The 26,990-nt window shown below is 38.8% G+C and carries 23 protein-coding genes and 1 pseudogene; all 24 read left to right on the top strand.

Going from position 1 to position 26,990, the window contains the following annotated elements; all coding sequences use genetic code 11:
- The first annotated feature begins 107 nt into the window (after positions 1-107).
- The 24 genes and pseudogenes from ACIQCO_RS01890 to ACIQCO_RS01775 all read left to right on the top strand — a co-directional run bounded on the left by ACIQCO_RS01890 (position 108) and on the right by ACIQCO_RS01775 (position 26,978).
- Entirely contained in the window at positions 108-1,775 is a 1,668-nt protein-coding gene (locus ACIQCO_RS01890; RefSeq protein ID WP_400425224.1) for a ribonuclease J, read from the top strand.
- Between the two features lie 343 nt (positions 1,776-2,118).
- A complete protein-coding gene (locus ACIQCO_RS01885; protein WP_400425906.1) occupies positions 2,119-2,790 on the top strand; it encodes a ClpP family protease in 672 nt (223 codons plus the stop codon).
- A complete protein-coding gene (locus ACIQCO_RS01880; protein WP_400425221.1) occupies positions 2,787-3,020 on the top strand; it encodes a YlzJ-like family protein in 234 nt (77 codons plus the stop codon). Before ACIQCO_RS01885 ends, ACIQCO_RS01880 begins: the two co-directional genes overlap by 4 nt.
- Positions 3,021-3,132: 112 nt before the next feature.
- Positions 3,133-5,481: a DNA translocase FtsK gene (locus ACIQCO_RS01875; protein ID WP_400425219.1), complete on the top strand. Its 2,349-nt coding sequence runs from the start codon at positions 3,133-3,135 to the stop codon at positions 5,479-5,481.
- A 387-nt stretch (positions 5,482-5,868) separates the two neighbouring features.
- Entirely contained in the window at positions 5,869-6,594 is a 726-nt protein-coding gene (locus ACIQCO_RS01870) for a GntR family transcriptional regulator (RefSeq protein ID WP_400425216.1), read from the top strand.
- 85 nt (positions 6,595-6,679) lie between these two features.
- Positions 6,680-7,765, top strand: a complete 1,086-nt coding sequence (locus ACIQCO_RS01865; protein WP_400425213.1) for a BMP family lipoprotein — start codon at positions 6,680-6,682, stop codon at positions 7,763-7,765.
- A gap of 208 nt (positions 7,766-7,973) precedes the next feature.
- On the top strand, positions 7,974-9,509 hold the full coding sequence (locus tag ACIQCO_RS01860) for an ABC transporter ATP-binding protein (RefSeq protein WP_400425210.1): 1,536 nt from the start codon (positions 7,974-7,976) through the stop codon (positions 9,507-9,509).
- Positions 9,502-10,545, top strand: coding sequence for an ABC transporter permease (locus ACIQCO_RS01855; RefSeq protein WP_400425207.1), 1,044 nt, complete (start codon positions 9,502-9,504; stop codon positions 10,543-10,545). Before ACIQCO_RS01860 ends, ACIQCO_RS01855 begins: the two co-directional genes overlap by 8 nt.
- A 76-nt stretch (positions 10,546-10,621) precedes the next feature.
- Complete coding sequence (locus tag ACIQCO_RS01850; RefSeq protein WP_400425904.1) at positions 10,622-11,572, top strand: ABC transporter permease; 951 nt, start codon at positions 10,622-10,624, stop codon at positions 11,570-11,572.
- 178 nt (positions 11,573-11,750) lie between these two features.
- Positions 11,751-13,031 carry an EF-P 5-aminopentanol modification-associated protein YfmF gene (gene yfmF, locus ACIQCO_RS01845; RefSeq protein ID WP_400425205.1) on the top strand — a complete coding sequence of 427 codons (1,281 nt, stop codon included), beginning with the start codon at positions 11,751-11,753 and terminating at the stop codon, positions 13,029-13,031.
- Complete coding sequence (gene yfmH / locus ACIQCO_RS01840) at positions 13,031-14,320, top strand: EF-P 5-aminopentanol modification-associated protein YfmH (RefSeq protein WP_400425202.1); 1,290 nt, start codon at positions 13,031-13,033, stop codon at positions 14,318-14,320. Before yfmF ends, yfmH begins: the two co-directional genes overlap by 1 nt.
- 70 nt (positions 14,321-14,390) lie before the next feature.
- On the top strand, positions 14,391-15,113 hold the full coding sequence (gene ymfI / locus ACIQCO_RS01835) for an elongation factor P 5-aminopentanone reductase (protein ID WP_400425200.1): 723 nt from the start codon (positions 14,391-14,393) through the stop codon (positions 15,111-15,113).
- 79 nt (positions 15,114-15,192) lie between these two features.
- Entirely contained in the window at positions 15,193-15,438 is a 246-nt protein-coding gene (locus ACIQCO_RS01830; RefSeq protein ID WP_400425197.1) for a DUF3243 domain-containing protein, read from the top strand.
- Between the two features lie 132 nt (positions 15,439-15,570).
- Entirely contained in the window at positions 15,571-16,362 is a 792-nt protein-coding gene (locus tag ACIQCO_RS01825) for a DUF3388 domain-containing protein (protein WP_034723958.1), read from the top strand.
- Between the two features lie 21 nt (positions 16,363-16,383).
- Positions 16,384-17,310 (top strand): helix-turn-helix domain-containing protein, encoded by a 927-nt coding sequence (locus ACIQCO_RS01820; RefSeq protein WP_400425194.1) that lies wholly within the window; start codon positions 16,384-16,386, stop codon positions 17,308-17,310.
- A 51-nt stretch (positions 17,311-17,361) separates the two neighbouring features.
- A complete protein-coding gene (gene pgsA, locus ACIQCO_RS01815; protein ID WP_400425191.1) occupies positions 17,362-17,946 on the top strand; it encodes a CDP-diacylglycerol--glycerol-3-phosphate 3-phosphatidyltransferase in 585 nt (194 codons plus the stop codon).
- A 24-nt stretch (positions 17,947-17,970) separates the two neighbouring features.
- A complete protein-coding gene (locus ACIQCO_RS01810; protein ID WP_400425189.1) occupies positions 17,971-19,224 on the top strand; it encodes a competence/damage-inducible protein A in 1,254 nt (417 codons plus the stop codon).
- 278 nt (positions 19,225-19,502) lie between these two features.
- A pseudogene (locus ACIQCO_RS01805) lies at positions 19,503-19,694 on the top strand (recombinase RecA); the annotation flags it as partial.
- A 206-nt stretch (positions 19,695-19,900) separates the two neighbouring features.
- A complete protein-coding gene (locus ACIQCO_RS01800; protein WP_400425186.1) occupies positions 19,901-20,506 on the top strand; it encodes a GIY-YIG nuclease family protein in 606 nt (201 codons plus the stop codon).
- Between the two features lie 190 nt (positions 20,507-20,696).
- On the top strand, positions 20,697-21,566 hold the full coding sequence (gene recA, locus ACIQCO_RS01795) for a recombinase RecA (RefSeq protein WP_400425184.1): 870 nt from the start codon (positions 20,697-20,699) through the stop codon (positions 21,564-21,566).
- A gap of 319 nt (positions 21,567-21,885) precedes the next feature.
- Positions 21,886-23,445 carry a ribonuclease Y gene (rny, locus tag ACIQCO_RS01790; RefSeq protein ID WP_400425182.1) on the top strand — a complete coding sequence of 520 codons (1,560 nt, stop codon included), beginning with the start codon at positions 21,886-21,888 and terminating at the stop codon, positions 23,443-23,445.
- 168 nt (positions 23,446-23,613) lie between these two features.
- The gene (locus ACIQCO_RS01785) at positions 23,614-24,762 is read left to right on the top strand and encodes a tyrosine-type recombinase/integrase (protein ID WP_400425179.1); all 1,149 of its coding nucleotides are present in this window, start codon (positions 23,614-23,616) and stop codon (positions 24,760-24,762) included.
- A gap of 162 nt (positions 24,763-24,924) precedes the next feature.
- Positions 24,925-26,577, top strand: a complete 1,653-nt coding sequence (locus ACIQCO_RS01780; RefSeq protein WP_400425176.1) for a tyrosine-type recombinase/integrase — start codon at positions 24,925-24,927, stop codon at positions 26,575-26,577.
- A 17-nt stretch (positions 26,578-26,594) separates the two neighbouring features.
- Complete coding sequence (locus ACIQCO_RS01775) at positions 26,595-26,978, top strand: DUF6262 family protein (RefSeq protein WP_400425173.1); 384 nt, start codon at positions 26,595-26,597, stop codon at positions 26,976-26,978.
- Positions 26,979-26,990 lie beyond the last annotated feature (12 nt).

Genomic DNA, 26,990 nt, shown 5'->3' with positions numbered 1-26,990 from the left:
GGATATCGGATGGCTTTTTGTTTATTGTTGTAAAGGTTTTCTAATTTCAAGTATAATAATTATAACTGATTTCGATCGGAAAACATCAACGTAGGAGGATACGGAAATTGATAAAGAAAAAAAATAATTCCATTAAGGTTATTACCCTTGGTGGTATAGGAGAAATCGGAAAGAATATGTACCTTGTAGAAGTGGACAAGGACATATTTATCCTTGATGCGGGCTTAATGTTCCCCGAGGAAGAAATGCTTGGCATCGATATGGTTATTCCTGATATAACTTATTTAAAAGACAATAAGGAACGGATAAAGGCCATTTTTTTATCACACGGACATGAAGACCATATTGGTGCACTTTCCTTTGTTCTTAGTCATGTCGATGCGCCCGTCTATGGGACGAAATTAACCCTTGCGCTTGCAAATGCAAAGCTAAAGGAGCAGGCTTTTAACAGGAAGGCAAATTTCATTGAAGTTGATTCGGATTCACTTGTAGAATTTGATTCTGCAAATGTAAGCTTTTTTCGAACAAATCATAGTATTCCTGATTCAGTCGGAATCTGTCTACATACATCTGAAGGAATTATCGTTTATACCGGCGACTTTAAATTTGATCAGGCGGCCACCAAGCTTTATAAACCGGAAATTGGTAAAATGGCAGCTATTGGTGACCAAGGGGTTTTATGTTTATTGTCTGATAGTACCGAAGCTGAAAAACCGGGCTATACAACATCTGAAGCAATTATTGAACGAGAAATGTCCAATGCCTTTTATAATGCTCCTGGCAGGATCATTGCAGCTTGTTTTGCATCAGATATAAACCGTATCCAGCATATTTTTAATGCTGCTAGGGAGAATGGCCGGAAAGTTGCAGTTGTAGGGAAAAGTCTTGAACGAATTTATCATATTGCCCTTGATTTAGGGTACTTAGAAGTTCCGGAAGATTTAATTATTTCGATTAGTGAGTTAAAGGAATATCAGGACCGTGAAATTGTCATCTTAATGACTGGCAGTCAAGGGGAGCCTATTGAGGCCTTGCAGAAAATGGCAAAGCAAACACATAAACTTTTAAATATCCAAACAGGGGATACCGTTTTAATCGCCGCTTCGCCACTAAGGGGGAGTGAGGTATTTTTATTCAAAACAGTTGATATGCTGTTTAGAGCCGGAGCTAATGTGATATCCGGTAAACGGACGGTTCATGTTTCGAGCCATGGCAGTCAGGAAGAGTTAAAATTTATGATCAATTTAATGAAACCGAAATTTTTCATTCCTGTACATGGAGAATACCGAATGCTAATGGCTCATCGAAAAGTGGCCCTTGAGTGTGGTCTGACAGATGAACAGATTTTTATTCCTGACCGTGGTGATGTCTTGGAATGGAAGGAAGGAACAATATCTATTACTGGAAAAGTTCCCTCCGGTAATGTCCTCATCGACGGGATTGGTGTAGGTGATGTTGGTAATATCGTATTACGGGACCGAAAGCTGTTATCTCAAGACGGGATTCTCATTGTGGTTGTAACCTTAACGAAACGAGAAAAGAAAATTGCTGCAGGACCTGAAATCATTTCAAGAGGGTTTGTCTATGTTCGCGAATCAGAAAAATTGATGGAGGATTCTACAAAATTAGTGCGGGATATCGTCGAGAAAGTTAGTGCGAAGGGTTCATTTGAATGGGCAAGCTTAAAGCAAGAAATAAGAGATGACCTATACCGGTACTTATATGAAAAAACAAAAAGAAGACCAATGATCCTTCCGATTATTATGGAAGTATGATTAGAAAAGCGCAAGCGCCCTGGTCAGCGGCGTATGGCCTGGAGCGCTCCAACTGAGATAAAGGAAACACGAAGAGCGGAGCGCATTCGTGCTTGACTTATCGTAGGGCGGAGCGCGGAAGGACACTAGCCGCTAGGGCGCTTGCGCTGGACACAAAATAAGGTACTGAGGCGCTGCTTCAGTACCTTTTATTCTTTCAAGCATGAAATCATTTCATAGGTAAATACTAAAATATATCATGCTTGAAGGGAGTAATAGGATGAATAATGATTTACAAAAAAATAATTCTGACAACCAAGAAGGTGGAGAGCCGCAGAAAGAAGAAAAGGCTCCTTCTGCCTTAATGGAAAAAATTCAGCAGCTTGGACAAACAAATGTGCCACAGCTTTCACAGGATTCTAAAATTCATTGTTTGACGATTATTGGGCAAATTGAAGGACATTTAGCACTTCCGCCGCAAAATAAAACTACAAAATATGAACATATAATCCCTCAGCTTGTAGCGATTGAACAAAACCCTAAGATTGAGGGAGTTTTGATTATTTTAAATACCGTGGGCGGCGATGTCGAAGCGGGTCTAGCGATTTCGGAAATGCTCGCGACGCTCTCAAAGCCGACTGTCTCGATTGTATTAGGCGGCGGGCATTCAATTGGTGTACCAATTGCAGTATCCTGTGATTATTCCTTTATTGCTGAAACAGCCACAATGACCATTCATCCCATTCGATTAACAGGTCTTGTGATTGGAGTCCCGGCAACATTTGAATATTTGGATAAAATGCAGGAGCGGGTAGTCAATTTTGTCACGAAGCATTCAAAAGTAACCGAAGAGACTTTTAAAGATTTGATGTTCGCAAAAGGGAATTTAACAAGAGATATTGGTACGAATGTCATTGGCGCGGATGCTGTAAAATATGGATTAATCGATGATATCGGCGGTCTTGGACAGGCGATGAAGAAGTTAAATGAAATGATTGATCTGCAAAAAGAAAAAAATGAGGGGCTGATTCAGTGATTTTATATACGATGATGCCGAATGAACTAATATTTCCATATGAAGCTGAAGTGATAAATAAACAACAATTGATTACCTTTCAGGGGATACCGCTATTGGTAGATGCTACTGACCAGCAAAATGTTCAGGTTGTCCGCATTCTTAGCAGTAATCCACAGCATTTTATGGATGAACGGATTTGCCCCGGTGCAAAAATTTCCGTTAGCCAGGAAGGATTGTCCGCATTGTAGTAGTAGATTATGGTATAATCAGGATATGTAGATAAGAGCAGCCAATCCGGCTGCTCTCCTTTTTCTTCAAAAAACACAACTACCATAAATAATACATACAAGGTGATTTAGAATGGCTAAGAAAAAGAGAAGAAAATCAAAAAAGAGAGATATCCATTTAAAACGGACCGTCCAATATGAACTATCCGCACTTGCTATATTAGCGCTCGCAATTATATCAATAGCAAAGCTAGGGGCGGTAGGAAAAGCAACAGTTCTCTTTTTCCGTTTCTGGATGGGTGAATGGTATATGCTAGGATTAATCGGGCTGGTGATATTAAGCGTGTATTTGATGTGGAAACGGGAAATACCCTTTTTCTTCCACATCAAGTTAGTTGGCAGCTACTTTTTTGTTTCGGCGATATTGCTGCTTAGTCATGTAACGCTTTTTCATAACTTGACAAACAATGGAAAGTTTATGAACCCAAGTGTAATCGCAAATACATGGGAATTATTTCGGATGGAAATAAAAGGAGAAGCAAGCACGCAAGATTTAGGCGGCGGAATTCTCGGAGCAATATTATATGCACTATTTCATTACTTATTTGCAGAAACAGGCACGAAAATTATTGCATTTATCTTTATCATTATCGGTATTATTCTACTTACCGGAAAATCGTTTGGAGACTTTATCGGAAAAATGATCATTACCGTGATCGATTTTTCTAAAAATCAATGGCAGGCCTTTAAAACGGATATGTCTGATTGGAAACAAAAACAACAGGAACGTAAAACGGAGTTGAAAGTTCAGAAACAACAAGCACAGGAAAAACGGCAAGGTGCAACCGTGCCCGTAATAAATGGAAGACAGCAGCTTAAGCCTGAAGAAACCAAAATTCCTGAGCCGATTATTTCTAGTTTTGCAGACAGGGCCTATTTAGATGAGGTACCAAAGGATAAAGATCTAAAGGAGCAAGCGAATGAAAGGAAAAATGCCCCTAAAGAAAAAGAGGATGATGATACCCCGCCAATCACGTTTACAGAAGTGGAAAATGTCGCTTATGAATTGCCGCCGCTCAGGCTGTTAAAGTTACCGAAGAAAACAGACCAAAGTGGGGAATACGAGCTCATCCACGCAAATGCAGCCAAGCTTGAACGGACGTTTCAAAGCTTTGGGGTGAAAGCCCGTGTTACCCAAGTACATTTAGGTCCAGCTGTTACAAAATATGAGGTCCATCCAGACGTTGGTGTGAAGGTAAGCAAAATTGTCAGTCTAAGTGATGATCTGGCATTAGCCCTTGCTGCTAAAGATATTCGGATTGAAGCTCCGATCCCGGGAAAATCAGCCATTGGCATTGAGGTTCCGAATTCAGAGGTGGCAATGGTTTCCCTAAGGGAAGTTCTAGAGGCTACGCAAAATGACAAACCGGATGCTAAACTTTTTATCGGTCTTGGCAGGGATATTACCGGTGAAGCGGTTCTGGCAGAATTAAATAAGATGCCCCATTTACTCGTAGCGGGGGCAACAGGGAGCGGGAAAAGTGTCTGCATTAATGGGATTATTACCAGTATATTAATGAGGGCAAAACCCCATGAAGTTAAATTAATGATGATTGATCCGAAGATGGTAGAACTCAATGTCTATAACGGAATCCCCCATTTGTTAGCACCAGTTGTTACCGATGCTAAGAAAGCGTCTCAGGCATTAAAAAAGGTAGTCAGCGAAATGGAAAGACGTTATGAATTGTTTTCACATACAGGGACACGTAATATTGAGGGCTATAATGACCATGTAAGAAGGCATAATCTTGAAGAAAATGACAAGCAGCCATTGTTACCGTATATTGTTGTCATTGTTGATGAATTGGCCGACTTAATGATGGTCGCATCATCAGATGTGGAAGACTCAATTACCCGGCTTGCACAAATGGCTCGTGCAGCAGGTATTCACTTAATCATTGCAACTCAAAGACCATCCGTGGATGTCATTACAGGAGTGATTAAAGCAAATATTCCCTCACGAATTGCTTTCGCCGTTTCAAGTGCCACCGATTCAAGAACAATATTGGATATGGGGGGAGCCGAAAAGCTGCTGGGCAGGGGGGATATGTTATTCCTGCCAGTAGGTGCGTCAAAACCTGTCCGGGTTCAAGGAGCTTTCCTTTCAGACCAGGAAGTTGAAAATACAGTTGAATTTGTTATTTCACAGCAAAAGGCACAATATCAAGAAGAAATGATTCCTGATGACATACCCGAGGTAACTGGTGCTGTCGATGATAATCTATATGATGAAGCCGTTGAGTTAATCATAGAAATGCAAACCGCATCCGTTTCCATGCTCCAGCGCCGCTTCCGAATTGGTTATACAAGAGCCGCACGGCTGATCGATGAAATGGAAGCACGCGGTGTAGTAGGTCCATATGAAGGAAGTAAACCGCGCGCAGTGCTGCAAACAAAACCAAAAGATGAACAGTCTTCATAAGAAATGCGCAAGCGCGCTGGAGCTGGACAATTCTCGAAGTCAAAAATTAATACTTCTAATCTTTAAAAAAAAGAGCCGTTTGGCTCTTTTTTTATACTAATTTTCAGAAAAATTGATACTATAGTATTAGGAGGTGAATGACCGAAAAATAGAAAAATTCCTACTTTTATCCTAAAATATCATTTTCGTTCATTTTTAATATTATATTATAGCAGATTTTCTTACAAAAATATCAGCAACTTTATGACATTTCGTTAATTCAGACTTTTTCCGACGAAATTTTTAATTTCTATTTATTTATCTCGAAAAAAATGTTACTATAAATCTCGATTAGTAGGAATGATATCAGATGTCTGATGTCTTAGGAAAAGGCCTGGAGGAAACAGCATGTCTATTAAGTCAGATAACCGGCATTTATATTTACAAGTGATCGATCACTTAAAGCAAGATATTGAACATGGAGTATACAAAGAAAAAGAAAAATTACCTTCAGAATTCGATCTTGCTAAACAGCTTGGTGTAAGCAGGGCAACTCTTCGGGAAGCTTTACGTATTCTCGAGGAAGAAAACGTTATCATTAGGCGACATGGTGTCGGAACGTTTGTTAATGCGAAGCCGCTGTTTACTTCTGGGATTGAACAACTTAATAGTGTCACTGACATGATTAAACAAGTTGGTATGAAACCTGGCACCATTTTCTTAAGCTCATCAACACATGGTCCTACCGATGAGGATATTCGTCGTTTCTCATGTTCTGCTGATGAGGAAATTTTCGTGATGGAAAGGGTTAGAACCGCAAATGGGGAACCGGTCGTCTATTGTGTTGACAAGGTACCTGAACGAATTTTGCCGAAAACATTTTCCTATGAGGAAGAATCCATCTTCCATATTTTGGACGAGGAGGCAAACCGAAGAATTACATACGCGGTTGCCCAAATCGAGCCAATTGGCTATCATGAAAAAATTTCCCCCATCTTAGAATGTGATCCTGAAACAGCATTGTTGGTATTAAAACAAATGCATTTCAACGAAACCGATGAACCAATTCTATTTTCGGTAAACTATTTTAAGGCGGATAAATTTAGTTTTCACGTATTAAGGAAACGAACATAATTTTTTTTCCTTTTTGAAAACGCAACCAGTCCTGCTTTAAAAACTTCCTACAATATCAAACATAATTCATAGGGGGTACAATACCTTGAAAAAGCGTAAAATTGGAATGGCGCTATCATTAGTTCTTGCTGCTGGAACACTTTTAGGTGCTTGTGGAAAAAGTGATACGAACAAAGACACTGATACATCTAAAGGCGGAGAAAAAGAAAAAGCTTTCTCTGTAGCGATGGTTACTGACGTTGGTGGTGTTGATGACAAGTCATTTAACCAATCTGCTTGGGAAGGTCTACAAAAGTTTGGTGCAGACAACGGCTTGAAAAAAGGTCAAGGCGGATTTGATTACCTTCAATCCACTTCCGATGCTGATTACACAACAAACTTGAATTCTCTTGCACGTAAAGGCTTTGATTTAGTATATGGTATCGGCTTCTTAATGCATGATGCGGTAGATGGCATCGCAAAACAACAGCCAAAAACAAACTTTGCCATCATCGATGATGAAGTAAAACAGCCTAACGTTGCCAGTGTTCTTTTCAAAGAGCAAGAAGCAGCTTTCCTTGCTGGTGTAGCGGCAGCTCTTACAACAAAAACGAACCATATCGGATTCATTGGCGGTATGGAAATCCCAGTTATTGAACGTTTTGAAGCTGGTTTCTTAGCAGGCGTTCAAGCTGCAAAACCAGAAGTAAAAGTTGATGTTAAATATTCTGGTGCATTTGACAAAGCCGAGCTTGGTCAAACCATCGCTTCAACAATGTACGCTTCAGGTGCAGACGTCGTCTTCCACGCTGCTGGTGCAACTGGAAACGGTTTATTCAAAGAAGCTGGTGACTTAAAGAAAAAAGATTCAGCACGTGAAATTTGGGCAATTGGTGTAGACCGTGACCAAAACGACATGGGTCCTGATGTAGTTCTAACATCTGCGATTAAGCGCGTTGACGTTGCAGTTGTTGACATAGCTAAAAAAGCGAAAGATGGGAAATTCCCAGGCGGCGAATTAGCTATTTATGGTTTGCAAGAAGATGGTGTTGGTTTAGCTCCTATCAATGCTAAAGCACCAAATAAAGATGCAATTGATAAGGCAGTAAAAGAATGGATTGAAAAAATTAAATCTGGCGCTGTAAAAGTTCCTGGAACTCGTGATGAATTAAAAACATTTAGCGCAAAATAATACAACTGAGGAATAAGCGGGAATGTTACCTGCCCGCTTATTCCTTCTTAATGAAAATCCTAACTGAAGCGTAGAAACCTACTTTCTACGTTTCATTTAAGATTTTAGTGGGGAGAAAATCCCTGTTTTTTTAAAACTTGGAAAGGTCTGACCTCTTACTACTATTGGTCATTATTTCCTTTTATCTTATCACAGGGAGTGAGAAAAGATGGAATTTGTAATTGAAATGCTCAACATTCGTAAGGAATTTGGCAATTTCGTCGCGAATGATAACATTACCCTCCAATTAAAAAAGGGAGAAATTCATGCTTTACTCGGTGAAAATGGTGCCGGAAAATCAACATTAATGAATGTTCTTTTCGGGTTATATCAACCAGAACAAGGTGAGATTCGTGTAAAGGGAAAGCCCGTACACATATCCAACCCGAATATTGCCAACGAGCTTGGAATTGGGATGGTTCACCAGCATTTTATGCTTGTTGATAAGTTCACGGTTACAGAGAACATTATTCTTGGTAAAGAAATTACCAGTGCCGGACAAATAAACCTTAAACAGGCTGAGAAAGAAGTCCGCGACATTTCTGAACGGTATGGATTGGCCGTTGACCCCCAAGCGAAAATTTCAGATATTACTGTTGGAATGCAGCAACGGGTAGAAATATTAAAAACACTTTATCGTGGAGCTGAGATTTTAATTTTTGACGAACCAACAGCTGTACTAACTCCACAAGAAATAAAAGAACTTATTCAAATTATGAAGACGCTCATTAAAGAAGGTAAATCGATTATCCTTATTACTCATAAATTGAAAGAAATTATGGAAGTTGCCGATCGTTGTACGGTCATTCGAAAAGGAAAAGGGATTGGGACAGTTAATGTTAGTGAAACGAATCCCAATGAGCTGGCCAGCCTAATGGTCGGCCGTGAGGTTGATTTTAAAACAGAAAAATCACCGGCCGCTCCAAAACAAGATGTTTTGGATATTAAAGATTTAGTAGTAAAGGATTCTCGTGGAGTAACGGTTGTCAATGGACTGAACTTATCTGTTCGTGCCGGTGAAATTGTTGGGATTGCCGGTATTGATGGTAATGGGCAATCTGAATTTATCGAAGCGATTACCGGATTAAGAAAGGCAGAAAAAGGCAGCGTCAAGTTGAATGGAAAAGAGTTGTTTGGACTTACTCCAAGGAAAATCACCGAATCGGGAATTGGCCATATTCCTCAAGATCGCCACAAGCATGGGTTAGTTTTGAATTACCCAATCGGCGAGAACATGGTTTTGCAAACCTATTATAAACGGCCATTTTCGAAAAATGGGATCTTGAACTTTAAGGAAATTTACAATAAAGCGAGAGCACTAATCAAAGAGTTTGATGTACGGACACCAAGTGAATTCGTTTTAGCCAGGGCTCTTTCCGGCGGGAATCAACAAAAAGCAATCATTGGCCGTGAAGTGGATAGAAACCCGGATTTATTAATCGCTGCACAACCGACACGTGGACTGGATGTGGGTGCGATTGAATTTATTCATAAACGGTTAATTGAACAGCGTGATAATGGAAAAGCTGTTTTACTAGTGTCATTCGAGTTGGATGAAATTATCAATGTCAGTGATCGGATTGCTGTTATTTATGAAGGTCAAATTGTTGCCGTTGTCGATCCAAAAGAAACGACAGAGCAAGAGCTCGGATTGTTAATGGCAGGCTCGAATCGAAAAGAAGCGGGGGAAGGAACACATGTCTAAACGCTTAGTTAATATTTTGACACCTATTTTTGCGGTGGTTTTAGGGATCGTTTTTGGAACGATCATCATGCTTGTGAGTGGATACAATCCAGTAGATGCATTTATTGCCTTAGGCCAAGGGGCTTTCGGGGATGTGTATCAAATTGGTGAGGTCGTTAGACAGGTAACACCATATATTTTAGCAGGTCTTGCCGTGGCTTTTGCCTTTCGGGTCGGCTTATTTAATATTGGGGTTGAAGGTCAATTTATCGTTGGCTGGCTTGCTGCTGTTTGGGTTGGAGTAACCTTCGACCTCCCTGCAATTATTCATTTACCGCTAGCCATTTTGGCCGCAATGATCGCCGGTGGTCTTTGGGCCTTCATTCCAGGATTGTTAAAAGCACGCTTCCGCGTCCATGAGGTTATTGTTACGATCATGATGAACTATATTGCCTTACACACCGTTAACTACATTGTTAATACGAAAATGAACCAAGGTTCATCTAAAACCGGGAAGATTCATGAATCTGCATCATTACGTTCGGACTGGCTGTCAGACCTTACTACCGGATCTTCTATTCACTGGGGTATTATCGTTGCCATTATTTGCTGTTTTATCATGTGGTTCCTATTAGAGAAAACAACCAGGGGCTATGAATTGCGTGCTGTTGGTTTCAATCAGGATGCCGCTCATTATGCCGGGATGAATGTAAATAAAAATATTATTCTATCCATGGTTATTTCCGGCTGTTTTGCCGGAATTGCCGGTGCAATGGAAGGGTTAGGAACTTTCGGTTATATGGCTGTTCAAGGCGGCTTTACCGGTGTCGGGTTTAACGGTATCGCCGTTGCCTTATTAGGCGGCAATACGGCACTAGGGGTATTCTTCGCAGCTTTATTATTTGGTATTTTAAAAATTGGTGCCTTATCGATGCCGCTTGCAGGGGTGCCAAAAGAATTAGTTGATATCATCATTGCCTTGATTGTATTCTTCGTCGCATCAAGCTACATCATAAGGATTGTTCTTGAACGATTCAGCAAAAAGGAGGTGAAGTAAGATGAGTGGATTATTATTTTCTCTATCAAACACTGTTCTTGCCACCGCTTCTAATACACATAGCGGCTTAAGTTTAATGCAAATATTAATGATTGTTGTTCCTTCAACATTATTATGGGCAGCCCCACTAGTCTTCACTTCATTAGGAGGAGTTTTCTCCGAGCGTTCTGGGGTTGTAAATATCGGTCTAGAAGGTTTAATGGTTATTGGCGCATTCTCATCAATTGTCTTTAACTTAACGTTTTCTGATACCTTTGGAAGTGCGACACCTTGGATTGCTTTATTGGTTGCGATGGCAGCCGGTGCTATTTTCTCCATTCTGCATGCGGTCGCAGCGATTACCTTCCGTGCGGACCATACGGTTTCCGGGGTAGCGATTAACTTGCTGGCAGTGGGTTTAACCATGTTCCTAGTCAAGTTAATTTATGATAAAGGGGAAACAGATATCATTAAGCATAGTTTTGGTAAAGTAGATATTCCTTATCTGAGTAAAATACCATATATTGGAGAAATCTTTTTCCAAAACACGTATTGGACGTCTTTTGTAGCGATTTTAGTTGCTGTTATTGCCTGGTTCTTTATTTATAAAACTCCATTCGGCTTACGACTTCGCTCTGTTGGTGAACATCCAATGGCGGCTGATACAATGGGAATTAATGTAACGAAAATGCGTTATTATGGCGTTATTATCTCTGGAGCTCTTGGTGGAATTGGCGGTGGAGTGTATGCACAATCGATCTCTCAAAACTTTAACCACGCCACCATCAGCGGTCAAGGTTTCATGGCATTGGCCGCAATGATTTTCGGTAAATGGCATCCACTTGGTGCGATGGGTGCAGCCTTATTCTTTGGTTTTGCCCAAAGTATCAGTATTATTGGATCAAGCTTACCTTTCTTAAGCAACATTCCAAACGTCTATCTGTTTATTGCACCATATGTCTTGACGATTTTGGCTCTAACCGGCTTTATCGGCCGTGCAGAAGCACCAAAAGCAGATGGAGTGCATTATATTAAAGGTAGCAGGTAATGTTACTTTTAGAACCCTCGATAAATCGAGGGTTCTTTTTGCTCTTTAAAGGGTAAATACTTGTATTGAACATGCTTGGCAAATTATAGTAGAAGTATATGTTTTATTTCTGAGGAAAAACTATAAAAATGTTTACATATTGTTAAGTATGACCTTTATCAGATAAGGAGGAATGTAAATGGATGCTGTAAAGGAAAAAATCACAGAATTGCAGGGGTTTAAACTCCATGTAATCGAAACGGAAAAATACAAAACGAATACATTTGTTTGGAAAATGAAAGCACCATTGACTCATGATGACGTAACGAAAAGGGCTCTCCTTCCACAAGTGCTCCAAAGCAGTTCAGCTAAATATACTTCAACACCTGCACTTCGGTCCTACCTCGATGAATTATATGGTGCGACATTATTTGTTGATTTGTCTAAAAAAGGTGAATACCATATCATGAGCTTCTCATTAGAAATCGCTAATGAGAAATTTTTAAGCGATTCAACTCCCTTATTAAAAAAAGGCTTTGAATTGCTGGCGGAAATTTTGACCAATCCCAACCTTTCCGGGAATGGCTTTGACCAGGAAACAGTCGAAAAAGAAAAACGTACACTTAAAGCCAGAATTCACTCTGTATTTGATGATAAAATGCGCTATTCTAATGTTCGTCTTTTAGAAGAAATGTGTAAGGATGAACCCTATGCCCTGCAGGTGAATGGAGAGGCAGCAGATGTCGATGAAATTACGCCGGAGAATTTATACGACTATTATAAAAGTGCTTTTCTAGAGGATGAAATGGATCTTTATGTGATTGGCGATGTCAACGAGGAAGAAGTAAAAAAACTAGCGGGAGAGCTCTTGCAGTTTAAAAACCGGACACCGAAAAAGGTTGATACACAGCGAATTAACAAACGTGCCGAAGTAAACGAGATTAAAGAAGAACAGGATGTAAAACAAGGTAAATTAAATATTGGTTATCGCACAAACATTGTTTATGGTGACCCTGATTATTTTGATCTTCAGGTTTTCAATGGGATTTTCGGCGGCTTTTCACATTCTAAGTTATTCATCAACGTCCGTGAAAAAGCCAGCCTTGCCTATTATGCTGCCAGTCGCTTAGAAAGCCACAAAGGGTTAATGATGGTGATGTCAGGCATTGATTTAAAGAACTATGACCAGGCAGTCAGCATCATCCATGAACAAATGGAAGCAATGAGAAACGGGGACTTTACCGATGAGGAAATAGCCCAGACAAAAGCTGTCATTCAAAATCAAATGCTCGAAACACTTGATACACCAAGAGGTCTGCAAGAAGTACTTTATCATAATGTAATAGCAAAAACAGCTATCCATCTTGAAGCGTGGCTGACTGAGATGCAAAAGACATCGAAAGAAGCCATAATGGCTGTAGCCAAAAAGATTGATCTTGATACAATCTATTTCCTAACAGGAACGGAGGCGGGAGATTGATGGAGAAAATAACCTTTGACCAGGTTCAGGAAGAGCTTTATCATGAAAAAATGTCAAATGGGCTCAATGTCTATATTTTGCCAAAGAAAGGCTTCAATAAAACGTACGCCACCTTTACCACCAAGTATGGTTCGGTAGATAATACCTTCGTTCCATTAGGAAAAGAGGAGTATGTCAAGGTACCTGATGGGATTGCCCATTTCCTAGAGCATAAGCTTTTTGAAAAGGAAGATGGTGACGTGTTTCAGCAGTTTAGCCGTCAAGGGGCTTCCGCAAACGCATTTACATCGTTTACAAGAACGGCCTATTTGTTTTCGAGTACGTCCGATGTTGAAAAAAACTTAGAAACATTGATTGATTTTGTCCAAGAACCTTACTTTTCCGAAAAAACTGTGGAAAAAGAAAAAGGAATTATCGGGCAGGAAATTACCATGTATGATGATAATCCTGATTGGCGCTTATATTTTGGCCTGATACAAAATCTATATCAAAATCATCCTGTAAAAATCGATATTGCAGGCACCATCGAATCTATTTCACATATCACAAAAGATTGGCTGTACGAGTGTTACAATACCTTCTACCATCCGAGCAATATGCTATTGTTTATTGTTGGCCCTGTAGACCCAGAACTCTTCATGAATCAAGTAAGAGAAAACCAGGCAAAAAAAGAATATAAGGAAATGCCTGAAATCAAGCGTCAATTTGCTGACGAGCCACAAGGTGCGGCAGAAAAAAAACAAGTGCTCCAAATGAATGTTCAAACACCCAAATGTTTAGTTGGCATCAAAGCACTCCATGTAGACCAAAAAGGCAATGAAATGTTAAAAAACGAGTTAACGATGAATGTATTTCTTGATTTATTGTTTGGGAAAAGTTCAGAACACTATAACCAGCTCTATAATGAAGGATTAATAGATGAAACCTTTGCCTATGACTATACACAGGAACAAGGCTTTGGATTCGCCATGATAGGCGGAGACACGAGCGAACCGGATCAGCTGGCAGAAAAACTTAAAAAAATGCTCATGGATGCCACGAAAAGCAATACATTTTCTGAAGAGCAGTTAGAAAGGGCAAAAAGGAAAAAGATTGGCGCATTTTTGCGGGCCATTAATTCACCTGAATATATCGCGAATCAATTTACTCGCTATGCGTTTAATGAGATGAACTTATTCGATGTTGTGCCAACACTTGAAAAGATTACCCTTGGTGATGTTCAATCATTGGCCGCAGAAGTTATTTCCGAGGAGCGCTTCTCTGTATGTCAGGTAATTCCAAAGAAATAATTAAAGATAAGAAAGCGCCGCTTATCCGGCGCTTTTCCCTCGTTTAATTTTTAGAAAGAGTGTGGTTTTTATGAAAAAATTCGTGCTAATCACGGGAGCAAGCGGTGGAATCGGACAAGCGGTTGCATGTAACTTGGCAGCAAAAGGATATCATTTATATTTACATTATCATAAAAATGAACAAGCAATTAAAGACTTAATGGACAAGCTTCAGCCCTATGGCGGAGAGTATATACCGATCCATGCTGATTTGGGGGACGTAAATGGATATAAGACGGTATGTTCGCAAATTTTTTCCTTAGATGCAATTATTCACTGTGGAGGACACAGTCAATATGGACTTCTTATGGATTTAATCCAGGAAGAAGCAGAAGCTTTACTGAATGTTCATGTATTAAACCCGCTAATGATGACAAAAGAGTTACTCCCGAAATTATTAAATAAAGGAACAGGAAATATCATTGTGATTACCTCTGTTTGGGGTCAAACTGGGGCTGCATGTGAGGTGGCCTATTCGGCAGCAAAGGGTGCACAGATCGCGTTTGTAAAGGCCCTAAGTAAAGAAGTAGCTTTAAACGGAATTCGGGTAAACGCAATCGCTCCTGGAGCAGTTGAAACAAAGATGATGGAGGGATTTACAAAGGAGGAGCTCGAACGGATTTCTTTTGAGATCCCAATGGGAAGACTGGGGCAGCCTGAAGAAATAGCGAGAAGTGTTGCCTTCCTGCTTTCAGACGAGTCTTCCTATATTACTGGGCAGGTGCTTGCTATTAACGGTGGCTGGTACACATAAAGATCATAAATATTTTATGAATAGTTTAAGCCTCTTATTCGCAAAATAACGATGTACTATTTTAAAAGGAGGTATGATGATGTCTGTCTTAGATAATTGGAAGCAGTGGCAAGATTTCCTTGGTGATCGTCTTGAACACGCACAAAATGAAGGTATGAGTGAAGGCGCAATCAACAATCTTGCTTTTCAAATTGGGGATTACTTAGCAAATCAGGTTGATCCGAAAAATGAGCAGGAAAGAATTCTTTCCGACATGTGGTCAGTTGCTGATAAGGCGGAACAACAGGCAATTGCCAACATTATGGTTAAACTTGTTAGAGAATAATCGGAAAGAGAGGGGGCTTCTCCTCTCTTTTTTATATGTTTTTCCTTTCATCTTTAATCAAAATCATTTATGATAAGGTTTAGATGAGGATTTGTGAAAAAATTGTCGAAACTTCTTTTTAGGAGGTTTTAAATTTTGAAAAAAGAATGGTATTTAGAATATGAGATCCAAAAGAACCGCCCAGGGCTATTAGGAGACATTTCATCCTTATTGGGTATGCTTTCAATTAATATTGTAACCATCAATGGTGTGGATGAAGGAAGACGAGGTCTGCTTATTTTAGCAAAAGATGATGATCAAATTAAACGACTTGAGTCAATTTTACATACAATGGACACAATAAAATTAATCAAACTTAGAGAACCGAAGCTCCGTGACATATTAGCGGTCAGACACGGACGCTATATTCAAAGGGACGCCGATGATAAAAAAACTTTCCGTTTTGTAAGGGATGAGCTTGGATTATTAGTAGATTTTATGGCAGAATTATTTAAGCAGGATGGACATAAGCTCATCGGTATCCGCGGAATGCCCCGAGTTGGGAAAACAGAATCACTTGTAGCAGCAAGTGTTTGTGCAAATAAGCGCTGGTTGTTTGTATCATCCACACTTTTGAAACAAACGATTCGCAATCAACTAATTGAAGATGAGTACAATGAAAACAACCTGTTCATTCTGGATGGGATTGTTTCGACAAGGCGTGCAAATGAGCGTCACTGGCAGCTTGTTCGTGAAATTATGCGTTTACCGGCTGTTAAGGTAGTAGAGCATCCTGATATTTTCGTACAAAACTCGGAATATACGCTTGAGGATTTTGATTATATTATCGAACTAAGGAATGACTCTGAAGAAGAGATTACATACGATATTGTTGACCAGCATAATATGTTCTCCGGATCTGATTTTGGAGATTTTGATTTTTAATAAATTGGAAGGTGTTAACAGGTGACTGAATTAGGGAATCGACTAAAAGAAGCCCGATTAGCCAAAGGATTAAGCTTGGACGATTTGCAATCCATGACAAAGATTCAAAAGCGTTATTTAATTGGTATTGAAGAGGGTAACTATTCAAGCATGCCAGGGAATTTTTATGTGCGTGCCTTTATTAAGCAGTATTCTGAGGCACTCAGCCTCAATCCTGATGAAATTTTTGAAACTTATAAAAATGAGATTCCTGCTTCTTTAAATGAGGAATTGCCGCAGCAATTATCAAGAGTGAAAACACAAAAACCGGTGACAGACGGAAATTCAAAAATCTTTGATCTTCTTCCAAAAATCTTAATCGGTGTGTTTGTTATTGGTGTCATAAGTGCTGTCTATTATTTTTTTTCTCACTATTCCGGCACAGATACAAAGAGTTTGAAGAATAAAGAGAATGACCCAGTTCAACTTTCTACTAACGAAAAGCTAGAAAAAGCAAAGGTGAATGAAAAAGATAACAATAAGGAAAAAGAAAGTGGAAAAGACAGCGGAAAAGAAAAGGAAACGACAAAACCAGAAGAAGAGAAGCCACCTGTAGTAGAAACACCTAAACAAGAAGTAACGGTCGTACAAAGCAGTGGCAAGAATTCAACGTATGATTTAAAAAACGCGGACAAATTTGTTGTCAAATTGGTGTCAAAAGGTCAAACCTGGGTTAGTATTAAAAATGGGAAAGGGAAATCCTTTTATCAAGGGACATTAAAAACGCTTGAAAATGGTGGACCCGAGAGCCAAACCGTAGATTTATCGGCAGAAAGCAGTGCTGTAATTAGAGTTGGAAACGCGGCCGATACTGAAATCTATGTAAATGACCAATTGCTTGTGTATGCTGTTGCACCGACTAAAGATGTTCAGAACATTACGATTCAATATGTTCCGAAGAGCGAATAGTCATCTGTTGATGGCTATTTTTCGCTTTCAATAAACTTGTGGAGGAAAATTATGAATATTCCAAACAAAATAACTGTATCAAGAATCCTATTAATCCCATTATTCTTGATCATTATGCTGGCTCCTTTTGATTGGGGAAAAATGAATCTGCTTGGGGCGAATCTGCCAGTTACCCATTTTGTCGGGGCGTTGATTTTTATTATCGCTTCATCAACCGACTGGATTGATGGTCATTATGCCCGAAAGTATAATCTCGTGACCAATATGGGGAAATTTCTCGACCCGCTAGCCGACAAACTGTTAGTGTCGGCTGCACTTATTGTCCTAGTGGAACTTAATGACGTATATGCACCCTCTTGGATTGTCATCATTATTATCAGCAGGGAATTTGCTGTTACTGGTCTGCGCCTGCTTCTTGCCGGTGAGGGTGAAGTGGTGGCTGCTAATATGCTGGGGAAAATTAAGACGTGGACACAAATAGTCGCAATCTCGTCAATCTTGTTACATAATTTTATTTTTGTGATGATTCCATTTCGATTTGATATAGTGTCATTGTGGGTGGCATTGTTTTTTACGGTATGGTCTGGCTGGGATTATTTTGCGAAAAATAGTCATGTGCTAAAAAACTCAAAGTAGGCTTTGACTGAAGGAGAGATGATTGTGAACGCTGAGATTATCGCAGTTGGATCGGAATTGTTACTCGGTCAAATTGTTAATACGAATGCAAGGTTTTTGTCTCAGCAATTAGCTGGGCTGGGAATTGATGTTTATTATCATACGGTCGTAGGTGATAATCCTGGTAGATTAAAAGCAGCGATAGAGCATGCAGAAATGCGCTCCGAAATCATCATTTTTACTGGCGGACTTGGGCCAACGAAGGATGATCTAACAAAGGAAACCATTGCTAAACATCTTGGAAAAGGGCTCGTCATGGACGAATCAGCATTGACTTCGATTGAGCTTTTTTTCAAGCGGACAAACCGGGTCATGACGGAAAACAACCGAAAGCAAGCTCTTGTTCTAGAGGGATCTCAGATTCTTGCGAATGATCATGGCATGGCACCTGGAATGGTGTTAGAAACGGGGGGGCATATTTATATGCTCCTGCCTGGCCCGCCAAAAGAAATGGAACCAATGTTTCTTAATTACGGTGGTCAAGCACTTTCTGCAAAGACTGGTTCCAATGAGAAGATCGTCTCAAGAGTGCTGCGGTTTTTCGGTATTGGGGAAGCGGCACTGGAAACGGAAATCATGGATATTATTGAAGCACAAAGCAATCCTACTGTGGCACCACTCGCAGGTGATGGCGAGGTAAACTTAAGGCTGACCGCAAAACATCTGAATGAAAATAATGCGCACATGATGCTTGATGATGTGGAAAAACGGATTAATCAGCGTGTGGGTGAATTCCTTTATGGCTATGACAATACTTCGCTATTGCAAGAGCTGATGAACGCTTTAAAGGAAAGAAAATTAACTGTTACGGCTGCTGAAAGTTTAACAGGCGGGCTGTTCCAGCAGGAGTTAACAACGATTTCAGGTGCGAGTTCAGTGTTTAAGGGCGGAGTTGTTTGCTATTCAAATGAAATTAAGCAGCAAATTTTGCAGGTGACCCAAGATACGCTAGAAAAGCACGGCGCCGTGAGTGAGCAATGCGCGAAAGAGCTTGCGGAAAATGCGGCAAGGATTTTTGCTGCTGATATTGGAATTAGCTTTACCGGTGTGGCTGGTCCGGAAGAACTGGAGGGTAAGCCAGTAGGTACTGTTTATATTGGGATGGCTATTAAGGGAAGCTCGACAATGGTTGAAAAGATTACCCTTAGTGGTACAAGAAATGCAATTCGAAATCGATCCGTAAAATACGGATGCTATTTTTTATTAAAGAATTTGAAAGAATCACAGAATGCGAAATAAGCTTTCTGTGGTTTTTTTTGAGTTATTTCCAGGATATTTAAGGGATCTTCTGATAATTTGAGAAGATCTGCTTATCGAGTTTCTAACTATGCAATAAGAGGCGTTTGAAGGGCAAAATTGTCAATTTCTCCAGTATAAATAGTTTGGAATGAGGTAGAATAAATGTTCGTGTTTTTGCTCGACAAATAGTATGAAAGAGGTTATATTATTAATAGGGTTTATTTTGCTAGATTGCAGTAAATTTTTAAAAATTTTTAATATAAAAGGAGGAACTATTTGTGAGTGACCGTAAGGCCGCCTTAGAAATGGCGTTAAAACAAATAGAAAAACAATTTGGTAAAGGTTCCGTCATGAAGATGGGAGAGAAAACAGATACAAGGATTTTAACATCCCCCAGCGGCTCCTTAGCACTTGATGCAGCACTAGGGGTTGGCGGGTATCCGCGCGGAAGAATAATCGAAATTTATGGTGAATGATTTTCGTGTAACTATATAAGTTAAGCGAAAAATCGCCCGCTTATTGGGAAACTGATAAGACGAAAGGGGCAAAATCGGAAAACATCTCAGTGAATGAGAAAATTCCGAGGTAACTGGATGAATTAAAAAACATCAAGTACCGTAACGCGTAGGGGTTGAAACTTACAAGGAAAAATATTTCTGTAAATAAGGTGGTTAACTTGAATGGCTGTATCTATATAATACGTAACAAAATAAATAACAAAGTTTATATAGGTCAGACGATTCAAAATCCCTCTGAGAGGTTCAAACAACATAAAAAGCTGGCTAAATCAGGTAGTGATCAATATCTTCATAGGGCAATGAGAAGATATGGCATTAATAATTTTTTTATTGAAATTTTAGAAGACTTGGTGGAGGACAAACAGTTAAATCAAAAAGAGGAACAATATATTAGTCAATTTAATTCATACGGGTCTGGATATAATATGAATCCAGGTGGTCAGAAGTGGAAAAGAAAACCTATAGACATTAACATAGAGCTGTTGAAAAATATGTATTATAACAAAAATATGTCTGCTAGGGAAATTGCTACTGTATTAGGAACAAATAATACCACAGTCTTAAACCATATGAAGATAAATTCATTAATAAGAAGAAAGAGAAATTGCTCTTTGCCTGATAAAACATCTAAAGTTTCGAGAGAGCTACTTGAAGAATTATATGTTAATAAAAGGATTACTAGAAAAGAATTAGCCAAAGTATTTAATGTTAGTGAGAAAACTATACAGAGAGCTATTAAAAGATATGCCCTTGTAAGAATATAATACCTTGAGAATGCTAAAACATTCTCTTCATTATCTTTAATAGATAATGCCCAAGAGTGTCCCTTCCCTAACAGATAAAGCTGAGGGAGAATATGTACGCTGAGCTGAGTTGGAATTGACCAACTGTAGTTACACGTTTGCCAGAGCGTGTAATGATGAGGGTGACCTCCAGAAGCAAGGATAAAAAGCCTTGTGTATAACAATCCTGCCCGAATCATCTGGTAAAACCACAGTTGCCTTGCATGCAATTGCTGAAGTACAAGCAAATGGTGGACAAGCAGCGTTTATCGACGCCGAGCATGCCCTCGATCCAACCTATGCGCAAAAGTTGGGTGTTAACATTGATGAGTTATTGTTATCGCAGCCTGATACCGGTGAACAAGCTCTTGAAATCGCAGAGGCACTTGTCCGAAGCGGTGCAATTGATATTATTGTTGTCGACTCAGTAGCCGCATTGGTTCCAAAAGCGGAGATTGAAGGGGAAATGGGAGATTCACACGTTGGATTACAAGCACGCTTGATGTCTCAAGCACTTCGTAAACTATCCGGATCCATTAACAAATCGAAGACAATTGCAGTCTTTATTAACCAAATTCGCGAAAAAATTGGAATTATGTTTGGGAACCCCGAGACCACTCCTGGCGGGCGCGCGCTCAAATTCTATTCGACAGTACGTCTAGAGGTACGCCGTGCCGAATCACTGAAACAAGGAACAGATATAGTAGGAAACAAAACCAAAATTAAAGTAGTGAAAAACAAGGTTGCACCTCCATTCCGTACAGCTGAAGTAGATATTATGTATGGTGAAGGAATTTCTAAAGAAGGCGAAATCATTGATTTAGGCTCTGAATTAGATATCGTTCAAAAGAGTGGTTCTTGGTATTCCTATAATGATGAAAGACTTGGCCAGGGGCGTGAAAACGCAAAGTTATTCTTGAAAGAAAACCCTACTCTCCGTCAAGAAATTCATCAAAAAATCCGTGATCATTACGGTTTAGACAGTGAAAAGGTTGTAACAGAAACAGATGATGATGATGATCAATTTGAGCTAATTGATTAATCAACTTAAGCAAAGCCCGAAAATTGGGTTTTGCTTTTTTAATAAAGTGAATAATTATATATATTAATCGATAATTATTCAGAAAAAACTTATCGAACCAATGAATAAATAAGGTAATTCCTAAAAATTTGAAAAAGCCAATGGGACTAAGCCTTGACAATGAATATTCCCACCTTTACAATTAACATGTATATTTTACATTTTTGGAAATATTACAATTCGAAAAAGCCTTGGTGCTTGCTGTATGTTGAGTCTAAACAATGTACATGCCGACACTTAAAAAATTTAACACAAGTTCATAGCAAGAGGAGGTGTAACGATGGACACAATTACTATCATCTCCATTTTGCTTGGCCTATTCGTCGGTGCCGTTGTTGGCTATTTTATTCGTAAATCCATTGCTGAAGCAAAGATAGCAGGAGCAAAGAATGCTGCAGAGCAGATTCTAGAAGATGCGAAACGTGATGCTGATGCATTAAAAAAGGAAGCCCTGTTAGAGGCAAAGGATGAAATTCACAAGCTTCGAACAGAAGCTGAACGTGAGGTTCGGGAACGAAGAAATGAACTGCAAAAACAAGAAAACCGTTTACTGCAAAGAGAAGAGAATTTAGATCGAAAAGAAGAAACGCTCAATAAGCGTGAAAATCTTTTAGAAAAGAAGGATGATTCTCTAAACCAAAGACAACAGCATATTGAAGAGATGGAAAGCAAAGTGGACGAGTTGGTAAGAAGACAACAAACTGAACTCGAACGAATATCGAGCTTAACGCGCGAGGAAGCGAAAACAATCATTATTGACAAAATGGAGCAGGAACTTACCCATGACACCGCGATAATGATTAAGGAAAGCGAAAATCGTGCGAAAGAGGAAGCCGACAAGAAAGCAAAGGAAATTCTTTCGCTGGCTATCCAGCGTTGCGCTGCTGATCATGTAGCGGAAACGACTGTTTCTGTCGTCAACCTGCCAAATGATGAAATGAAAGGCCGGATCATTGGCCGTGAAGGACGAAATATCCGTACACTTGAAACGTTAACAGGAATTGATTTGATTATTGATGATACTCCAGAAGCTGTTATTCTTTCAGGCTTTGACCCTATTCGTCGTGAAACGGCCCGCTTAGCACTTGAGAAATTAGTCCAAGATGGGCGTATCCATCCGGCACGAATCGAGGAAATGGTAGAAAAATCGAGGCGCGAAGTGGATGAGTATATCCGTGAAGTGGGTGAGCAAACCACCTTTGAAGTGGGTGTACATGGACTTCATCCAGATCTGATTAAAATTCTTGGCCGCTTGAAATTCCGTACGAGCTACGGGCAAAACGTCTTAAAGCATTCAATGGAAGTGGCACAGCTTTCGGGCTTGCTTGCTGCTGAACTTGGTCAAGATGAAACGTTAGCTCGCCGTGCAGGCTTACTTCACGATATTGGGAAAGCAATTGACCATGAAGTGGAAGGAAGCCATGTGGAAATCGGGGTTGAACTTGCAACGAAATACAAGGAACACCCAGTGGTAATCAATAGTATTGCCTCACACCATGGGGATACAGAACCAACATCGATTATTGCGGTGCTTGTCGCTGCAGCAGATGCCTTATCAGCTGCAAGACCAGGTGCAAGAAGTGAGACTCTTGAGAATTATATCCGCCGACTTGAGAAGCTGGAAGAGATTTCTGAATCCTATGAAGGTGTTGAGAAATCCTTTGCGATTCAAGCTGGACGTGAAGTGCGTATTATTGTAAGACCAGATGCGGTAGATGACCTGGCAGCACATCGATTAGCACGCGATATCCGTAAGCGTATCGAAGAAGAGCTGGATTACCCTGGACATATTAAAGTGACAGTCATTCGCGAGACACGGGCTGTTGAATACGCGAAATAAAGCGGTGCGAAAGATAACTAGAGTATAATTTAAGATGTCCGCAAAGTACAGGAAGAGGTGAAAACCTCTTCTTTTTTTACGTTCTGAATACAATCACTAAAAATTATTATTTAACTACGTATAGTATTTTAAGAATCTGACAATAATCGTAATTAAGGAGATGAATACATGAAAGTTGAACCAATAAAGACAGCAAATGGAGAAAGATATGTTTTAGTTGATGACAGTGGTGAATTGGTTAGACCAGTAATGAAATACCTTAAATATCGAGATAATACAGGTTCAGCAAGAAATACATTAAGAAGACATTGTTACAATTTAAAATTGCTTTTCGAGTTCTTATCTCAAAAGAAAATTGATTTTGATCAAGATTTTAGCTCAATCACAATTGATACTATCGCAGAATTTGTAGCTTGGTTAAAAAAACCAATGGGCGAAGAACACGTAAAAGTAACTTCTATTCAATTTTCTGATGAAGAAGATGATAAGAATTATCGTTGTGCCAGAACCATTAATTTTATCATCGGAACTGTTGTTCAGTTATTCGAATACCTTGGTCGTTTTGATGAGTATGCAAATAATATGAATAAAAAGTTAACACGCGAACTTACTTTCAAAGGCAATAATTTTAAACCATTTTTACACCATCTATCTTCGAAGCATACAAAAAAATATACGACTAACATTTTAAAACAGAAAGTGCCAAAAGATACAATCAAAACATTGACAAAAGAAGAAGTTAAGATCCTATTGGATTCATGTAAAAATACACGTGACCAACTGCTTTTGTATATTCTATATGAAACCGGAATTCGTATTAGCGAAGCTTTGGCTTTACAAATTTCTGATATAGAAATAGGAAGGAAGTTATTACATGTTGTAGATCGTGGTGAATTAGAAAACAAAGCTGAGATTAAAACTATTGGAAGCGAACGTTCCATCAATATAAGCCAAGACATTATCAACCTATTTAGTAAATACCTGATTGAAATTATAGATCAAAACGATGTTGATACCGACTTTTTGTTTATCAAATTAAAAGGTCCAAACGTTTTTCAACCTATGGAATATCATACTGCCGATGGGATGTTTGAGTCATTAGAAAAGAGAACTGGGATAAAAGTCCATGCCCATATGTATAGGCACACTCACATTACTGAAATGGTTCGTTTGGGGATGAGACAAGAAGTAATTCAAAAAAGAGCAGGTCATAAGAATTTTCAAACTACTTCTAAATATGTGGGACTAACCGAAGAAGATTTGCGAGAGGAATATAATCGGATCAAAAATAAAAGTGAGGATGATCATACTGGTTAAAAATAGATCATATAAAAAACAGCAGGTTACTAAATCATACATTGAAGAAAAACAAGCGGAATTGAGAAAATATTTAGTTGATAAATCTTTTACCAAAGATTTAGTAGTATTTCAAAAACCAGTTACGTAGTAGCTTTTAAGAATATCTCGCTTTTTCTAAATATGTATTTTCCCAAGATCAAAAGTTTCGCGGAAATCCCATTAGAAAAAGGAGAACTATTATGGAGAACTTTTATAGAGACAGATCTAAAACACAAAGTATCAACTTCTAAATTGAGTGGTTTTAGACAGCTGATTAAATTTATTTCCGATTTTTATGACGATCGAGAAGAGACTGAAAAAGATGTATGGAATATCAAAAAAATCAAAGGCGCTTATTATAGTAAATCAAACACGAGGTTTCTTTTAAATTTTTCAGAAATTCCGGAGATATACCGAGACGAGGTAAAACAATTTATTAAATCTTTAGTAACAAAACTATCATTAGATAATTTAAGTTTGAAAATTTTAAATTTGAGGTTCTTCTTGCAATGGTATATTAAAAATTACCCTAAGCAAACTTCGTTTGTTGAATTAAACCGCGAAATGACAGAAAAATATATTACTTATCTGTATGGCGAAAAAAGCGATAGTGTTGCAAAAAAGTTCAATGAATATATAAATTCAATCATTGAATTTATCGATTTTTTACAAATTCGGGAACATCCGAAAGCTCCGAAAAAGGATACTAAATATTTATTTTATCGCGAAGATTTCCGCAAACGTAATGAAAAAGCTGAAGACACAATTAAGTATATCCCTGAATCAGTATTAAAGCAGTTACAAGATTTACTAAATATGAATCCTAATGATTTGTCAAACTTCATGACAGAAACTGATAAGAAAATCATTCCAATAGTAATCTTATTGATGGCGTCAGGTTTTCGAGGACAAGATATCCTTGAATTAAAGTATAATACTTGTTTGATTAAACACAATGATGCTTACTATCTTCAAGCAGATATCAATAAAACGGCTGTTAAAAATCATCGAATCCCGGTTGATGAAGAAGTGGCAAAATTAATTCTTTCAATGATTGAATATGCCAAATCGAACCTTAATAATAAAGAAAAATGGTTGTTTCCGGCTTGGACAGCAAAAAGAAGAGGGCTGCCTATCGCTTCTCACGCTTTAAGAAATACTTTAAATCGTTGGGCGGTCAACTTTAATATTAGAGATGAAAATGGACAATTATTTAAATTTGGAAATCATCAATTTCGTCACACTAAAGCTGTTGAATTAATTAACTCGGGTATGAATCTTGTACACATTCAAAAATGGATGGCTCACGCATCTCCTGAGATGACTCTAGCTTACGCAAGGATTTTAGATAATACACTGCGCGAAGAATGGTTACAAGCGAAAGAAAAGTCTGTGGTTGAAGGAAATGTTGTAAAAGTAGATCTAAAGGACGGCTCAGTAAATTATATGTCCGACGAAGATCTGCTTGAATGGGAGTATGTAAGACATAATCTTGAAGCAGCAAAAGTTCCTATGGGGTATTGTATGGCATCCAAAAGAATGCAGTGTCCATTTGTGGAAACACCATGTCTTACTTGTAGTAATTTTTGTACAACGCCAGAAATGTTACCTGAATTTGAAATAGAATTAGAACGGGTAGAAGCTTTAGTTGAAAAAACGAAAGATATGCCAATTTGGAACGAAAAGAATGTACGTTATCGCCAGAATATAGCTCATATTTTCGATACGTTAAAAGAAGGAAAAATTCATCATCAGCTCGGCAAGTCTGCTAGAGAACTTCCGAAAAGCAGTTAAGAAAGGAGAAAATATTGATGTCAAATCATCAACGTAATGTAGAAGGAATCCGCAATTTCGCAAAACAAAAAACAGGAATTGCCAGAGATAAAGTAGATAAAGCGATCAAAACCTTAATCAAGAAAAAAGAACCAATAAATTTTAATTCAGTATCAGAATTCGCTAATGTTTCTAAGACGTTCCTTTATCAACAGGAAGATATTAAAGAACGAATTCAAAAACTACGGAAGCAACAATACGAGGTTGTTTCCCCTAGAGCTATAAAACGAAATATGCGCGATGAAAGTAAAGATCGAATTATTGAAGTCCAGCGCGAAACCATTAAAGGTTTAAAAGAAGAAATAAAAGCGTTAAAAGTAAAACTTCAACTAAACTATAGCCATGAATATGAAAATCTATAGGAGTGATGTTTA

It is taken from the genome of Neobacillus sp. NPDC093127, assembly GCF_044754175.1.
GTDB lineage: Bacteria > Bacillota > Bacilli > Bacillales > Cytobacillaceae > Neobacillus.
The sequence above is the reverse complement of the archived record's forward strand: the minus strand, read 5'-3'. Positions and strand labels throughout refer to the sequence as shown.

Excerpts from the sequence above, each read along its gene's own strand:
- ACIQCO_RS01875 (WP_400425219.1), top strand. The coding sequence starts at position 3,133 with ATGGCTAAGAAAAAGAGAAGAAAATCAAAAAAGAGAGATATCCATTTA.
- ACIQCO_RS01885 (WP_400425906.1), top strand. The coding sequence starts at position 2,119 with ATGGAAAAAATTCAGCAGCTTGGACAAACAAATGTGCCACAGCTTTCA.
- pgsA (WP_400425191.1), top strand. The coding sequence starts at position 17,362 with ATGAATATTCCAAACAAAATAACTGTATCAAGAATCCTATTAATCCCA.
- yfmF (WP_400425205.1), top strand. The coding sequence starts at position 11,751 with ATGGATGCTGTAAAGGAAAAAATCACAGAATTGCAGGGGTTTAAACTC.
- ACIQCO_RS01780 (WP_400425176.1), top strand. The coding sequence starts at position 24,925 with ATGTATTTTCCCAAGATCAAAAGTTTCGCGGAAATCCCATTAGAAAAA.
- yfmH (WP_400425202.1), top strand. The coding sequence starts at position 13,031 with ATGGAGAAAATAACCTTTGACCAGGTTCAGGAAGAGCTTTATCATGAA.
- ACIQCO_RS01860 (WP_400425210.1), top strand. The coding sequence starts at position 7,974 with ATGGAATTTGTAATTGAAATGCTCAACATTCGTAAGGAATTTGGCAAT.
- ACIQCO_RS01855 (WP_400425207.1), top strand. The coding sequence starts at position 9,502 with ATGTCTAAACGCTTAGTTAATATTTTGACACCTATTTTTGCGGTGGTT.
- ymfI (WP_400425200.1), top strand. The coding sequence starts at position 14,391 with ATGAAAAAATTCGTGCTAATCACGGGAGCAAGCGGTGGAATCGGACAA.
- ACIQCO_RS01785 (WP_400425179.1), top strand. The coding sequence starts at position 23,614 with ATGAAAGTTGAACCAATAAAGACAGCAAATGGAGAAAGATATGTTTTA.
- ACIQCO_RS01775 (WP_400425173.1), top strand. The coding sequence starts at position 26,595 with ATGTCAAATCATCAACGTAATGTAGAAGGAATCCGCAATTTCGCAAAA.
- ACIQCO_RS01870 (WP_400425216.1), top strand. The coding sequence starts at position 5,869 with ATGTCTATTAAGTCAGATAACCGGCATTTATATTTACAAGTGATCGAT.
- rny (WP_400425182.1), top strand. The coding sequence starts at position 21,886 with ATGGACACAATTACTATCATCTCCATTTTGCTTGGCCTATTCGTCGGT.
- ACIQCO_RS01830 (WP_400425197.1), top strand. The coding sequence starts at position 15,193 with ATGTCTGTCTTAGATAATTGGAAGCAGTGGCAAGATTTCCTTGGTGAT.
- ACIQCO_RS01850 (WP_400425904.1), top strand. The coding sequence starts at position 10,622 with ATGCAAATATTAATGATTGTTGTTCCTTCAACATTATTATGGGCAGCC.